The sequence below is a fragment of the Aeribacillus sp. FSL M8-0254 genome (assembly GCF_038008845.1).
Lineage (GTDB): Bacteria > Bacillota > Bacilli > Bacillales > Aeribacillaceae > Aeribacillus > Aeribacillus composti.
Genome location: NZ_JBBOZY010000001.1, coordinates 2776463 through 2792035 on the forward strand (window position 1 = coordinate 2776463; position 15573 = coordinate 2792035).

Consider the following 15573-nt stretch of genomic DNA (forward strand, 5'->3'; position numbering starts at 1 on the left):
CGTTATCTCAAAACCGAAAAAGCTTTTTCACATGCTTCAATTGTTTTTTCAATATCTTCATCCGAATGCTCTGTTGACAGAAACATTCCTTCAAATTGGGAAGGCGGCAAGTAAATGCCTTCATCCGCCATAACACGATAATACTTTGCAAAAAAATCAAGGTTTGATGTTTTTGCTTTTTCGTAATTGACAACATCTTCATTTGTAAAGAAAAATCCGATCATTGATCCCGCTCTATTAATCGTATGAGGGATTTCATATTTTTGAGCAGCTTTGCGCAATCCTTCCTCTAATTTATCCGCTTTTCTTTTAAATTCTTTATATGTGTCTGGTGTAAGCTGAATGAGTGTTTCATATCCGGCTGTCATCGCAAGCGGATTTCCTGAAAGTGTCCCCGCTTGATAAATAGGACCGACAGGAGCGATTTTTTCCATGATGTCCGCCCGTCCGCCATAGGCTCCGACTGGAAGTCCTCCTCCAATGACTTTTCCTAAACATGTCAAATCCGGAGTCACTCCAAAGTATCCTTGGGCGCAATGATAGTCAACGCGAAAACCGGTCATCACTTCGTCAAAAATCAGAAGCGATTCGTATTGTTTGGTGATCTCGCGCAAGCCTTCTAAAAAGCCTTCTTTAGGCGGTACAACACCCATATTTCCGGCTACTGGCTCGACGATCACGGCAGCTATGTCTTCGCCAAATTTTTCAAAAGCAAAGCGGACGCTCTCTAAATCATTATATGGAACAGTAATCGTATGCTGGGCAATTCCTTCCGGCACCCCTGGACTATCCGGAAGCCCTAATGTGGCAACTCCTGATCCAGCCTTAATGAGCAGCGAATCTCCATGGCCATGATAACATCCTTCAAATTTTAAAATTTTATTTCTTCCCGTATATCCGCGGGCAAGGCGCAATGCGCTCATTGTCGCTTCCGTACCAGAGTTCACCATCCGCACAATTTCAACGGAAGGAACCCTCTCCACAACAAGCTCCGCCAGCTTATTTTCAATCAAGGTCGGCGCCCCAAAGCTCGTTCCTTGCTCCGCTATTTTCTTTAATGCTTCAACAACTCTGTCATTTGCATGTCCTAAAATTAACGGTCCCCATGAAAGAACATAATCAATATATTCGTTGCCATCAATGTCATACACTTTAGAACCTTTTCCGCGCTCAATAAAGATCGGATTCATTTGAACGGATTTAAACGCGCGCACAGGGCTGTTGACCCCGCCGGGCATCAACGTCTTCGCTTTTTCAAATGCTTTTTTCGAACGTTCATATTTCATGAAATGAGCCCCCTTTTCAATAATCAGACTGTTCATCTAACCAACGGGCAACATCTTTTGCATGGTACGTAATCATTAAATCCGCGCCGGCTCTTTTCATGCTTGTAAGCATTTCAAGGACAGTGCCTTTTTCATCAATCCATCCATTTTCAGCTGCCGCTTTAATCATTGAGTACTCGCCGCTTACATTATAAGCAACGACAGGAAGGTTAAAATGATTTTTAACATCACGGACAATGTCTAAATAAGAAAGCGCCGGTTTCACAATTAAAAAATCGCATCCTTGTTCAACATCTGCTTCTGCTTCCCTTAATGCCTCCAGCCTGTTAGCCGGATCCATCTGGTACGTCTTCCGATCACCGAATTTCGGCGTGCTTTCAGCTGCTTCCCGGAACGGTCCGTAAAAAGCACTGGCATATTTGACCGCATATGACATAATTGGAATATGAACAAATCCTTCTTCATCAAGCGCTTCCCGAATGGCTGCGACAAATCCGTCCATCATATTGGATGGAGCAATTATATCCGCCCCGGCTTTTGCCTGGCTGACAGCTGTTTTGGCTAATAATTTTAACGAAGCATCATTTACAATTTGTCCGTTTTCCACAACTCCGCAATGACCGTGATCAGTATATTCGCATAGACAAGTATCTGCGATAACGACAAGATCAGAATGCTGCTGTTTAATTTGAGCGATAGCCCGCTGCACGATGCCATGATCATGGTATGCTCCTGAACCGACATCATCCTTTTCATGAGGAATGCCGAATAAAATAACTGATTTAATTCCCAGCTTGACAACTTCTTCAATTTCTTCATTTAACAGGTCCAATGAAACTTGAAAAACTCCCGGCATCGATTGCACTGGATTTTTTTGATTTTCTCCTTCGACAACAAAAATCGGATATATTAAATCTTCTTTATGAAGGCGGGTTTCCCTGACCATAGCCCGCAGATTAGCTGTATGCCGCAATCGTCTGTGCCGTGCAAAATTCAGCATGATCTATTCCTCCCTTTTTTCTGCGTATGTACACATTTTTTCCAGCATTCCATCAATTGTATATTTTTCCGGCATAATGCAAGTACACTTTATTTTATAAGACAGCAATTTATCTCTTGTGATCGGTCCGATGCAAACAAACACAATATCCCGAACCCTGTTTTCCAGCCCGTTTCTTTTGACAATTTGCATAAATGCAGAAGCTGTGGAAGAACTCGTCAGTGTAATAAAATCAATCGTTTTATTTTCAAGCAAATGCAACACTTCTTTTTCATTTTCCAACAATTGTATTGTTTCATAAACAACAAAATCAAAGAAAAAAATCTTTTTTTCTGTTAATACTTCACGTAAATAAGTGCGTGCCAAATTCCCGCGGGCAATTACTATTTTGCTGTCTTGCCGAACATGATCGATTAATTCTTCCGCTAAGCTTTCGGCACGAAACTCTTCAGGACATAAAGAAACCTTCCATCCTATTTTCTCCGCAGCTTTTTTTGTCTTTATACCGACGCAAGCAACGTTGACGTTTTTCAGATCTTCTAATTCCAATGACAAGTCTTTTACATGTTCGGAAAAATATTGAACGCCGTTTGCACTAGTAAAAACAATCCAGTCTTTAGATGTTAACTGTTTTAAAACGGGGAGGGCATTGAAATCCGTTTCTGTTTTCCTCGTTGCAATTAACGGAACTTCTATAGGACAGCCTCCCGCCGCTTGAATTTTCTTTGAGAATTCGGCAGCCTGGCTGTTCGCTCTCGTCACTAACACATTAAAACCATTCAATGGTTTTTCAGCACTCATTCATGGTTTAGCTCCTTTCTCACTTGTTCGACCAGCTCTTTGGCGCCTTGAGATGATAGAAGTGCTGCCATATCCTTTCCAAGTAAATTCGGATCTTTTCCAGTTTTCGTCTCTTTATATACCGTTTTTCCATTCGGAGATGCAACAAGTGCTGTTAACACAATTTCTTCATTTTCATCAACTTGAGCTAAACCGGCAATTGGCACTTGACAGCTTCCTTCCATATCATGCAAAAAAGCCCGCTCTGTTAAAACGGCTTTCTCCGTCCGTTCGTCATTTAGTTTTCTTAAAGCTGCAAGCAGTTCATGATCATCTTCTCGGCATTCTATCGCCAAAGCTCCCTGACCGACTGCCGGAACGCACATATCAGGCGGTAAAAAGTACGCTTTTTCCAATTCGTCTTTCCAGCCCATTCGTTTAAGACCTGCTGCTGCTAAAATGATTGCATCATAATCGTTGCCTTCCCGCAGCTTCTTTAGACGCGTATCAATATTTCCGCGAATCCAACGGACGGTTACATCGGGGCGGACGGCTAAAATTTGGGCGCTCCTTCTTAAGCTGCTCGTTCCAACAACAGCGCCAGCTTTCAAATCTCTTAAAGTTTGGCAATTCTTCGAAATCAAAACATCGCGGTAATCTTCTCGTTTAGGAATGCAGCCGATCGTCAAGCCATTCGGCAAGACAGACGGCACATCCTTCATGCTGTGCACGGCCATATCAATATCACCGTTTAGCATAGCCTGCTCAATTTCTTTTACAAAAAGGCCTTTCCCGCCTACTTTTGAAAGAGTGACATCAACTATTTTATCACCTTTTGTGACAATTTCTTTTATTTCGAATTCAAATGGGGCTCCAAGCTCTTTTAATCTCTCGATCACCCAATTTGTTTGGGCGATTGCTAACCGACTTCGCCTTGACCCGACAATAATTTTTCGCATAAACATCCTCCTGAGCACATGCATTAATGGAAATTCGATAAGCTTCCAAATAAAAAGAAATTAATTAACAGCACTAAAAATGAGGCAACGTTTAAAAAGGCAATTCTTTTCCATTGCCACTCTTTTACTACTCTGGCATACAAATAAAAACTGTATATGCCTAAAACAGAAAATGAGCCGATCACTTTTGCATCATACCAGTTCAAATTTGGCACCTTTAAATAAGCCCATATCATTCCTAAAATGAGAGCTAATAGCAATATAGGTACACCGATCATATTTAAAACATATGTCATATAATCCAGTTTTGCCAAATCTTGAATGCGATGAAGCCTTTTCCCCCATTTTTTCTTTTTTAATAAGTTGTGCTGTATCAAATAAAGAATGGAAAAAACAAATGAAAGCGAAAACGCTCCGTATGATAGTATCGCCATCGTGATATGGATCAATAACAGTTCTGAAATTAACCTGCTGGATACTTCAGTCGATACTGCCTCTGAAGGAGCAAACGTCCGGATGGCCATAATGATAAAACCAATGACATTCGTAAAGAAGACAATAAAATCGACTCGAAGCAGCCGATTGATCACAAGGGAAAGAGTGACCAATACCCATGCATAAAAATAAAGACCTTCCGCTATGTTTAAAACCGGAAATCTGCCCGTTTGCGCCATTTGCGAAAATAAAAAAAAGGATTGTAAAACCCAGACAATAGAAAGTAACCAGAAGGCTATTTTGTTTGCCTTCCGGTTATGATGCAAAAAATCTATAAAATATAAGAAAACGCTCAATGCATATAAAACAATCATCAATTCGTTTAATCTAATGATATTCCAATCAAACATATAGTAGTTTTTCCTTTCACTTACATTTCAAGTGAAACATTTTTTGAATGCGTTTTTAATTGAACGGAAGGAGTTTGTTCTATTAATTCTTCATCTAAATCTAAATTAAAAATCTCTTTAAATAATTCCAAAGATTGTTCGCCATTTGGAAGAGCAGCCAGCTCTTTCACTTTTAAAATCGGATCTCTCAACATTTGATTGACAATGCTTTTCGTATGTTTATTTAATATTTTTCTTTCGCGTTCTGTCAAATTCGGCAGCTTCCGTTCAATACTTTTCATTGTTTCCGATTGGATAAGAAGAGCTTTTTCCCTCAATGCAGCAATAACCGGAACAACCCCTAATGTATTCAGCCATTTCGAAAACTCCAAGACCTCTCGCTCGATCATGATTTCAATTTGTTCAGCCGCTTCTTTTCTTTCCTGCAAATTCGCTTCGACAATTCCTTCCAAATCATCAATATCATATAAAAAAATGCTGTCTATTTCACTCAATGCAGGATCTAAATCGCGTGGAACCGCAATATCCACCATCAGAAACGGGCGGCCTTTTCTTAACTTTTCAACATCTAACATCATGTCTTTCGAAATCACAAAACTCTTTGCACCTGTTGAACTAATTAAAATATCTGCCTCAATAAGCGCACACTGAAGCTCAGACATTATTTTTGCTTGTCCGGAAAAACGCTTCGCCAATTCATTCGCCTTTTCAAATGTACGGTTCATAACCGTAATTTGTTTGACTCCGCTGCCATGTAAATTTTGTACGGCAAGCTCTCCCATTTTTCCTGCGCCTAAAATAAGCACATGCTTGCTGGATAGGTCGCCGAAAATTTTTTTTGCCAATTCTACGGCAGCATAGCTGACGGAAACAGCATTTGAACCGATTTCCGTTTCCGAATGGGCTTCTTTAGCCAATGTTACTGCCTGTTTAAACAGTTGATTAAAAATCGTTCCGATCGTGTTATGTTCTTGAGCTAATAAAAAGCTTGAACGGACTTGTCCTAAAATTTGCGTTTCGCCTAAAATCATAGAATCCAGGCCGCATGCCACCCGAAACAAGTGCTGGACAGCCTGTTCATTTTCAAAGTATTTTAGATACGAATCGAACTCCTCAATGTCCATATTGAACCATTCAGCTAAAAATGCTTTTATATAATAACGCCCTGTATGAAGCTGATCAACAACTGCATAGATTTCTGTCCGGTTGCAGGTGGAAACGATCACGTTTTCCAAAATGCTTTTTTCATTCTTCAACCGTTTCATTGCAGAAGCTAAATCATTGCTGCTAAAACTCAACCTTTCGCGAATTTCAACAGGGGCTGTTTTATAATTTAACCCAACAGCTAAAATATGCATCTCCGACCCCCCAAAAGCAAATACATACTGACTTTATTATAACAAAATATCGACAAAAAAATGTGAACAGTATATGAAACTGTATGATATGATGATAAAGTAAGAAACAGATATAAATTATATTAATTATTACATTAAAAATATTATCAAAAAAGAGAGCCGGAATCAAGTCATCAAAACAGAGGTGATCGTTAAGTGCGTTGGACGTTTGTTGCTATGATTATGCTGGAGATCGGGCTTTATTTCTTGTTGAAAAATTTCGATCTCTTTTTCAATATGAACATGAACACTTTGCCTTTCTTTTTTATCATGTTTGGCATCGCCTTTATGGTTCAGGCAAAAGCGGAAAAGGATGACCAAGCAATCGTTCCTGCCGTTCTGCTGCTTGGCCTTGGCATCCATTTTTTATGGGGAAAATCATTCCCGTTCTGGCCTGATGATTTAACCGCAATGATCTGGATCATTGCCCTTGCTTTCATCATTCGGTCTGCTCAAGCAAAAAGCGGGTTTGCACAAGGATTTATCCTTCTTTTGATCGGAAGTTTCCTTTACTATTTTCCTTCCGCTTTGACATCTTTTATTCAAAAGAGCGTTTCCAATTGGCAAGCCTTTTGGCCGATTCTTTTTGTTATTGCAGGTTTGTATTTATTGTTTTTCAGAAAAAAATAAAAGGAAACAGCTCGAAGCGGTTAAGCTTCTCGAGCTTTTCCTTCTGTATCCAGCCTAAAGCAATTTCATTTTATGATAGGAATGGATAAATGGCTGACCATGCATCCTCTTTTCCGTAACCAGTTTCTGCTGAAAAAAGAATAAGCGGATCATTTTTTTCCATTTTTAGTGTTTCCTTCACTACTTTTAAGTGTTTTTGCCATTTTCCTTTAGGAATTTTATCCGCCTTTGTGGCGACAATTACTGCAGGAATTCCATGATATTTTAAAAATTCGTACATCATGACATCATCAGATGTAGGTGCATGGCGGATGTCTATGATAAGAATACATGCTTTAAGCTGTTCTCTTTTGAGCAAATACGCTTCGATCATTTTCCCCCATTTTTCCCTCTCCCTTTTCGACACTTTGGCAAATCCATATCCGGGAACATCAACGAAATAAAATTGATCGTTAATTAAATAAAAGTTTAACGTTTGCGTTTTCCCAGGCTTTGAAGAGGTTCTCGCCAAATTTTTTCTATTGATCATTTTATTAATAAACGAAGATTTCCCGACGTTAGACCTTCCTGCCAGAGCGATTTCTGGAAAATCGGTTGATGGATATTGATCAGATTTAACCGCACTTATGACAATTTCTGCTTTTGTTACCTTCATTCTTTTTCTCCTGCCAATGCATGTTTTAATACTTCATCCATATGTGAGACAAGAACAAAAGTCAATTCTTTTCTCACGCTTTCTGGTATATCATCTAAATCCTTTTCATTTTCCTTCGGCAAAATAATTTTCTTTAAACCGGCACGATGGGCGCTTAATGTTTTTTCTTTTAAACCGCCTATCGGCAGAACGCGGCCTCTTAAAGTAATTTCACCTGTCATTCCGACTTCTTTTCGAACCGGTCTTCCAGTTAATGCTGAAATAAGCGCCGTTGCCATCGTAATGCCTGCAGACGGTCCATCTTTTGGAACAGCTCCTTCAGGCACATGAATATGGATATCATATTGTTCGTGGAAATCTGGATCTATCTTTAGTTCTTTTGTTCTAGATCGAATATAGCTGAAAGCGGCTTGAGCCGATTCCTTCATGACATCTCCGAGCTTTCCGGTTAAAATCAACTTGCCTTTACCCGGAGAGATGGACACTTCAATGGACAGCGTATCGCCGCCGACCGTCGTATATGCGAGACCGGTCGCCAAACCGATTTGATCCTGCAATTCTGCCTGACCGTATCGAAACAATTTTTTGCCCAAAAAGTCTTCAAGAGTTTTAGCGGTTACAACAATTCTTTTTCTTTCACCTGTTACAATCGTTTTCGCTGCTTTTCGGCATATTGCTGCGATTTGGCGTTCTAACCCTCTTACCCCTGCTTCGCGCGTGTAATAACGAATTATATTTAAAATTGCTTCTTCTCTTATTTGCAAGTGACCTTTTTTCAGTCCATGCTCTTTTAATTGTTTTGGAAGAAGATGATCTTTGGCGATATGAACTTTTTCTAATTCGGTATAACCAGCAATTGTGATAATTTCCATTCTGTCGCGCAGCGGACCTGGAATAGTTGCTAAATTATTGGCTGTCGCAATAAACATGACTTTTGATAAATCATATGGCTCTTCAATATAATGATCGCTGAAATTATGGTTTTGCTCCGGATCCAGCACTTCAAGAAGAGCAGCTGAAGGATCACCGCGAAAATCGCTGGACATTTTATCAATTTCATCCAGCAAAAATACCGGATTAATCGTTCCCGCTTTTTTCATCCCTTGAATGATCCGACCCGGCATCGCACCGACATATGTTCTTCTATGGCCTCTTATTTCCGATTCATCCCGAACGCCGCCAAGAGAAATTCGAACGAACTTTCTATTTAATGATTTTGCAACAGAACGGGCAAGAGATGTTTTCCCAACGCCAGGCGGTCCCACTAAACATAAAATAGGGCCCTTAAGCGAATTTGTTAATTTTTGCACTGCTAAATATTCAAGCACCCGTTCCTTTACTTTATCTAGTCCGTAATGCTCTTCATTTAAGATCACTTCCGCCAGCTTTATATCCAGTCTGTCCTCTGTTGCCTTGTTCCACGGCAAGGAAATAAGCCAGTCTAAGTAATTGCGGATCACCGCACTTTCAGCGGATGTTGAAGGGATTTTTTCATATCGGCTGAGCTCTTTCATAGCCGTTTTATAAACATGTTCCGGCATTCCCGATTTTTCGATTTTTTCAGTCAAATCTTCTATTTCGCCCGTTTTCCCTTCCTTTTCTCCGAGCTCTTTTTGAATGGCCTTCATTTGTTCGCGCAAATAATATTCTTTTTGCATCCGTTCCATTGATTGACGGACCCGCTGGCCTATTTTCTTTTCAAGCTGCAGGACTTCCTTCTCATTATGGAGCATTTGAATAATTTTATTTAATCTTTCTTTCACATCAAATGTTTCTAATATTTCTTGCTTATCTTTCAGTTTGATCGGCAAGTGGGAAGCAATAATATCGGCCAATCTTCCTGGTTCATCTATATCCAAAACGGTTGCAAACGTCTCACTTGAAATTTTTTTAGACATTTTTATGTATTGCTCAAAATATTCAAGCGCAGTTCGCATCAAAGCTTCTTCTTCAACATCTTTTTGAAGCGGTTCTTCATAAGTATCAACTTGAACAGAAATATATGGTTCCTTGCTTTCAAAACTTTTGATTTCGCCTCTTTTTTGTCCCTCGACAAGCACGCGAATGGTGCCGTTCGGCAGTTTGAGCATTTGCTTAATTTTCGTCAGCGTTCCAATATGGTATAAATCATCCTCTTTTGGATCATCTATTGAAACTTCCTTTTGTGTTGTTAAAAATATCATATGATCATCCATCATCGCCTTCTCAAGCGCCTGTACAGATTTATCGCGTCCTACATCTAAATGTAGCACCATCGATGGATAAACTAACAAACCTCGAAGCGGTAGGAGGGGGACGATTCTATTCTCTTTTTTCGCCATATTTTTACACCTCCATCATGTGAAAAATAGATTATACAGCGTCCTTGTTCAATTCTATCCTATTCTTTCTGCACTGTCTATTTTCAAACTTATCTTTATTGAAAGGAATAAATAACTGCCTCAACAAAAATAAAGGTTCAGTGCCACGGCCTGAACCCTGTTAGGCATTTGGAATGAAGACGCTAGTTTAAACCGATTTTTTCTCTATGATTGTCTCTGGATAAATTTGCTCCGTTGGAGGATTGATGAGCGCACAATCTAACACTTCCTGAAAGCTTCGAACAGGAATAATTTCAATGTTTTCAATCGTTTTTAAAATTGACTGCATATTCTCCTCTGGTATGATCACTTTTTTGGCACCTGCCATCTTGGCAGCTTTTATTTTTGGAATAATTCCGCCAATCGGTTTTACATTCCCATGAATGCTGATCTCTCCAGTCATCGCAACGGTATTATCAACAGGAATTTTGTGGATGGCAGAAAAAATGCCGGTTGCCATCGCTATTCCTGCACTCGGTCCATCAACAGGTACCCCGCCGGGAAAGTTTACATGAATATCATAATCATGGGCATTAACTCCCATTGATCGTAACACTGTTATGACATTTTCAACGGAGCCTTTGGCCATGCTTTTTCTTTTGATGGATTTTCCGCGGTCGCCAATGTTTTCTTCTTCTACAATACCTGTAATGTTGATCGTTCCTTTTTCTTTTGCCGGAATAACCGTCACTTCCACCTCTAATAAAGAGCCGCTGTTTGGTCCGTAAACAGCAAGACCGTTCACCAGTCCAACTTTAGGTTCATTTCCAATTTTCTTTTCATATTTTGGTGTAAGCTGGCTGGAATGGACAATCCATTCAATATCTTCGACTTTCACTTCATTTCGGTCCTCGGTGATGGCAATTCCAGCAGCAATTTGCATCATATTGGCAATTTCTCTTCCATTGCGGGCATAAGAAGTTAAAATGGATATTCCTTTTTCTGAAATTTTTACATTTACTTTTTCAGCCGCTTTCCGAGCAACGACCGCGAGTTCATCGGCCGTTAAATCTCTAAAAAATACTTCAAGGCAGCGCGAGCGAATGGCGGGCGGTATTTCAGATGGTGTTCTTGTAGTTGCCCCGATCAAGCGAAAATCAGCCGGAAGACCGTTTTGGAAAATATCATGAATATGACTTGGAATTTGAGAATTTTCTTCACTATAATAGGCGCTTTCTAAAAAAACTTTTCGGTCTTCAAGTACTTTTAACAGTTTATTCATTTGAATGGGATGGAGTTCGCCAATTTCATCAATAAACAACACGCCGCCGTGTGCATGAGTCACTGCTCCTTGTTTCGGCTGTGGAATTCCGGCTTGTCCCATCGCCCCAGCACCTTGATAAATGGGATCATGAACAGAACCTATTAAAGGATCAGCTATTCCCCGTTCATCAAATCTCGCTGTTGTTGCATCCAGTTCAACAAAAACAGCATTATGTTGAAAAGGAGACTTTTTATTTCTTTTCGCTTCTTCAAGAACGAGCCTTGCAGCAGCCGTTTTTCCTACACCAGGAGGTCCGTAAATAATAACATGCTGGGGATTCGGCCCGCATAAAGCTGCTTTTAATGCTTTGATGCCATCCTCCTGTCCGACGATGTCAGAAAAGCTTTTTGGACGAATTCGTTCTGAAAGCGGCTTTGATAATTGGATAGCTCTCATTTTTCTCAATTGTTCCATTTCTTTTTTCGACTCGCGGTCAATGGAAATTTTTTGCGTCCGCTGATTCCGCAATAAATTCCAAAAATAAAGACCGACAATGACTCCGAAAATTAATTGTATGAAAAGGGCAATCCCTGTCCAGTTCATCCTGAGTTTCCTCCTCAACAAATGTTTATCCCCTATTATCTCCTTTGCATATACGGATTAAACATATGTTGAGGACGGATTTTCATCGAGTAGGAGGGGGTGACTAACCCCCGACCTCTCACACCACCGTACGTACCGTTCGGTATACGGCGGTTCAATTAAGATCATTGACGCAAGTCTTTATAACTTCCGTGAATAGCTGTTCTCTTTATGCCAGTGGTCACTCCACCCTCCAAGAGGTCTCCCACGGGATTCACCGCTTCCTTCCTCAAGTGAGGTACTACGTTTTCTGTGTTCATCATGACTCACTGAATGCCAAGGGCTATTCTCTCTTAATTGTTCGGTCCTTCTTAGTTGTTCTAGACCAACTAATACTATGACCTCTGCTGACTTCTGACTGTTCAGCTATCTATCACTAGATAGGTTACCAAGGTTACTTGGCGTGCCAGCCAGACCTCCCCGGGTAAGAGTGTAATCTTTCCTTCCATCCATCTGCTTCATTTACTCTGTATCACCTTCGGCAGAAAGGGCTTTGTTTTGTCTTGCAAACTCACCCAGTGATACCTAGCCTCATATGAAGTTCGTGTTCCGAGAGACCTTAAAGTTTGCCGCTCGCTTCCTTCAGATTCCGCGTCACCACGGACACCCTTGCGTTAAGCTAACTGCTACTTCTGCCTTCGCAGCTCGGGACTTTCACCCTATAGATTACACCCATGCCGGGCGCACATGAAAAGAAGGATCGAGTTGTATGAACTCGATCCTTCTTATTTTTATGAGAACAACTATCTTTTTACAAAACCAAACTGCTGCAAATTCAAGACTAAAAAGCCCGTCAAAACGTGTCTTATGCGGAAGTTTTCTTATCTTCATTTATAATGGTTCCATCATTTGCAATCAGCTTCGGAGGAATTTTTTCTCTTACAGTGTTTGCCGTGATGACACATTTTGTAATATCATCACGAGACGGCAATTCAAACATCACATCAAGCATAATGCCCTCAATGATAGAACGAAGGCCGCGCGCTCCTGTTTTTCGTTCAATTGCTTTTTTCGCAATTTCTGATAATGCTTCTTCTTCAAATTCCAACTCAACGCCATCTAGCTCGAGCATTTTTTGATATTGTTTAACAAGCGCGTTTTTCGGTTTTGTTAATATTTCGACAAGTGCTGCTTCATCAAGCGGTTCAAGGCTAGCAATGACAGGCAAACGCCCGATAAATTCCGGAATTAACCCGAATTTTAATAAATCCTCAGGTAGCACCTTTGAAAGCAGCTGCTTTTGATCAAGCTCTTTGTTTCGGCTGTCTGCTCCAAATCCAATGACCTTTTGCCCTAATCTGCGCTTGATGATTTGCTCTATGCCGTCAAATGCTCCGCCGCAAATAAATAATATATTAGTCGTATCGATTTGGATAAATTCTTGATGCGGATGTTTTCTTCCGCCTTGTGGAGGAACACTTGCTACAGTTCCTTCCAAAATTTTCAGAAGTGCTTGTTGGACACCTTCACCAGACACATCTCTTGTAATGGATGGATTTTCTGATTTTCTAGCAATTTTGTCAATCTCATCGATGTAAATAATTCCTTTTTCCGCTTTTTCCACATCGTAATCAGCAGCTTGGATTAGCTTCAGCAAAATATTTTCAACATCTTCCCCAACGTATCCAGCTTCCGTTAGCGACGTTGCGTCAGCAATTGCAAATGGAACGTTCAAAATGCGTGCAAGCGTTTGTGCAAGCAGCGTTTTTCCGCTTCCTGTCGGCCCGATTAACACAATATTACTTTTGGACAGCTCAACATCATCAATTTTATTGTTTGAATTAATCCGCTTATAATGGTTGTAAACTGCAACCGCCAAAGATTTTTTTGCCTGCTCCTGCCCGATTACATATTCATCTAAGATGCTGAGAATTTCTTTCGGTTTCGGAACATCCTTAAATTCAGCCTCTTCTTCCGTGCCAAGCTCCTCTTCTACAATTTCTGTGCAAAGTTCAATACATTCATCACATATATAGACGCCAGGACCAGCAACCAGCTTTCTCACTTGATCTTGAGTTTTTCCGCAAAACGAACATTTTAACTGTCCCTTTTCATCGTTAAACTTAAACATGATATCACCCCTTAATTTCCTTCATTGCCTCCCCACCCATATATAAACCGCACGCATGAATCGGGGAACAATGCTTTTCAAACAAAAGAAAAGTATGTATCGCATTTTATCATAAAACAAAAGAAAAGCGGTAATGAAAAGTATGTATAGTTATGTGACAATTATTATGTACAGTTTCGAACGATTTAACGCTTTTCATTTTATAAAACAAGGCACGATCAAATCGCGCCTTGTTTATCAACTTTATCAAAAATCATGATGTCCCTGTAACTATATTATGCAACATCTTTTCTATTTTCTACAAGAAAATCGACCGCTTTTTTAATTTTTAAATCTTCTTTTATTCCTTCTGTTGAACCGAGTGCTCTCTTAACGCTTTCAACTGGTATATTGTACATGTCAGCCATTTTTTGCAGCTCTTCATTTACTTCTTCTTCTGTCACATCAATGTTTTCAGCTTTCGCAATTGCTTCTAATGTTAAGTTATATTTCACGCGCTTTTCAGCGTCTTTTCTCATTTGTTCACGCAATTCTTCTTCGCTTTGGCCAGAGAATTGGTAATACAGTTCTAAGTTCAAGCCATGCAATTGCAAGCGTTGTTGAAATTCATTCATCATTCTTTCAAGTTCATTGTCAATCATCACTTGCGGAATGTCCACTTCAACATTTTCTGCAGCTTTTTCAACAAGTTCATCACGAAGTTTATTTTCAGCTTGTGTGTTCTTTTGCTCTTCTAAACGCTCTCTAATTTTCGCCTTTAATTCTTCAAGTGTTTCAACCTCATCGTTTACATCTTTTGCAAATTCATCATCCAATGCAGGGAGTTCTTTCGTTTTGATTTCATGAATTTTCACTTTAAAGACAGCCGGTTTTCCAGCAAGCTTTTCCTCATGATATTCTTCAGGGAACGTTACTTCTACATCCTTTTCTTCGCCTGCTTCAAGCCCGATCAACTGATCTTCAAAACCAGGGATAAATGTGCCGGAGCCGACTTCCAAAGAATAATTCTCAGCTTTTCCGCCTTCAAACGCTTCGCCGTCAACAAAACCTTCGAAGTCGAGGACGACTATATCTCCCTCTTCCACTTTTCCTTCTTCTTTCACAACCAATTCAGCATGACGTTCTTGAAGCTGTTTTAATTCGTTTTCCACATCTTCATCCGTAACGGTTGTATCTTCTTTTTGGACATCCAAACCTTTATATTCGCCAAGTTTCACTTCTGGTTTGACCGTTACTTTAGCCGTAAAAATAAGCGGTTTATCTTTTTCAATTTGTTCAATATCAATTTCAGGACGGTCTACCGGTTCAATTCCAGCTTCTTCAACCGCTTTTGGATAAACTTCTGGAAGCAAAATATCAAGCGCATCTTGATATAGCACCTCAACACCGAATCTCTTTTCAAAAATAGGGCGCGGCACTCTTCCTTTGCGGAATCCTGGAACGGCTACATTTTTTACAACTTTTTTAAATGCTCGATCCAGCGCTTCTTTAAATGTTTGTGCATCTACTTCAACGGTTAAGACTCCTTCGTTTTTCTCTAATTTTTCCCATTTAACTGACATTTGTTTCCCTCCAACAATCTATAAATATTATTCGTGAGTACACGATAAAAATTTTTTATATGCCTTGTCCGTAAAGAAACAAGCCATAAAATAAATATGTCAAAAAAGGATAACCGCACCAAATGCAAGAAAGGTGCATACAAAAAATATACATTTTACAACCATTTTATTATACCATAGGA

Annotated in this window: 12 protein-coding genes; 1 reads left to right on the forward strand and 11 read right to left on the reverse strand. The window is 39.9% G+C overall.

From position 1 onward, the window contains the following. Positions 1 to 2: 2 nt before the first annotated feature. The 6 genes from hemL to hemA are packed head-to-tail and all read right to left on the reverse strand — an operon-like array spanning position 3 to position 6228. A complete protein-coding gene (gene hemL, locus NSQ44_RS13500; RefSeq protein ID WP_063387472.1) occupies positions 3 to 1286 on the reverse strand; it encodes a glutamate-1-semialdehyde 2,1-aminomutase in 1284 nt (427 codons plus the stop codon). A 16-nt stretch (positions 1287 to 1302) separates the two neighbouring features. Beyond that, a complete protein-coding gene (gene hemB, locus NSQ44_RS13505; RefSeq protein ID WP_340857282.1) occupies positions 1303 to 2286 on the reverse strand; it encodes a porphobilinogen synthase in 984 nt (327 codons plus the stop codon). Positions 2287 to 2289: 3 nt separating this feature from the next. Next, positions 2290 to 3087 (reverse strand): uroporphyrinogen-III synthase, encoded by a 798-nt coding sequence (locus NSQ44_RS13510; protein ID WP_094246299.1) that lies wholly within the window; start codon positions 3085 to 3087, stop codon positions 2290 to 2292. Next, positions 3084 to 4025 (reverse strand): hydroxymethylbilane synthase, encoded by a 942-nt coding sequence (gene hemC, locus NSQ44_RS13515; RefSeq protein ID WP_340857283.1) that lies wholly within the window; start codon positions 4023 to 4025, stop codon positions 3084 to 3086. Before hemC ends, NSQ44_RS13510 begins: the two co-directional genes overlap by 4 nt. 23 nt (positions 4026 to 4048) lie before the next feature. Continuing rightward, the gene (locus NSQ44_RS13520) at positions 4049 to 4870 is read right to left on the reverse strand and encodes a cytochrome c biogenesis protein (protein ID WP_094246301.1); all 822 of its coding nucleotides are present in this window, start codon (positions 4868 to 4870) and stop codon (positions 4049 to 4051) included. Between the two features lie 20 nt (positions 4871 to 4890). Then, the gene (hemA, locus tag NSQ44_RS13525) at positions 4891 to 6228 is read right to left on the reverse strand and encodes a glutamyl-tRNA reductase (protein WP_340857284.1); all 1338 of its coding nucleotides are present in this window, start codon (positions 6226 to 6228) and stop codon (positions 4891 to 4893) included. Between the two features lie 195 nt (positions 6229 to 6423). Here hemA and NSQ44_RS13530 point away from each other — a divergent pair, with 195 nt between their 5' ends. Beyond that, on the forward strand, positions 6424 to 6897 hold the full coding sequence (locus NSQ44_RS13530) for a hypothetical protein (protein WP_063387466.1): 474 nt from the start codon (positions 6424 to 6426) through the stop codon (positions 6895 to 6897). Positions 6898 to 6967: 70 nt separating this feature from the next. Here NSQ44_RS13530 and yihA read toward each other — a convergent pair whose 3' ends face one another. The 5 genes from yihA to tig form a co-directional block, all read right to left on the reverse strand. Next, positions 6968 to 7552, reverse strand: a complete 585-nt coding sequence (gene yihA / locus NSQ44_RS13535) for a ribosome biogenesis GTP-binding protein YihA/YsxC (protein ID WP_063387465.1) — start codon at positions 7550 to 7552, stop codon at positions 6968 to 6970. Continuing rightward, on the reverse strand, positions 7549 to 9873 hold the full coding sequence (lon, locus tag NSQ44_RS13540; RefSeq protein ID WP_340857286.1) for an endopeptidase La: 2325 nt from the start codon (positions 9871 to 9873) through the stop codon (positions 7549 to 7551). The genes yihA and lon overlap by 4 nt, the downstream gene beginning before the upstream one ends. Positions 9874 to 10060: 187 nt before the next feature. Beyond that, a complete protein-coding gene (gene lonB, locus NSQ44_RS13545; RefSeq protein ID WP_340857287.1) occupies positions 10061 to 11719 on the reverse strand; it encodes an ATP-dependent protease LonB in 1659 nt (552 codons plus the stop codon). Between the two features lie 844 nt (positions 11720 to 12563). After that, a complete protein-coding gene (gene clpX, locus NSQ44_RS13550; protein ID WP_340857288.1) occupies positions 12564 to 13829 on the reverse strand; it encodes an ATP-dependent protease ATP-binding subunit ClpX in 1266 nt (421 codons plus the stop codon). Positions 13830 to 14104: 275 nt separating this feature from the next. After that, positions 14105 to 15391 carry a trigger factor gene (gene tig / locus NSQ44_RS13555; protein ID WP_340857289.1) on the reverse strand — a complete coding sequence of 429 codons (1287 nt, stop codon included), beginning with the start codon at positions 15389 to 15391 and terminating at the stop codon, positions 14105 to 14107. Positions 15392 to 15573 lie beyond the last annotated feature (182 nt).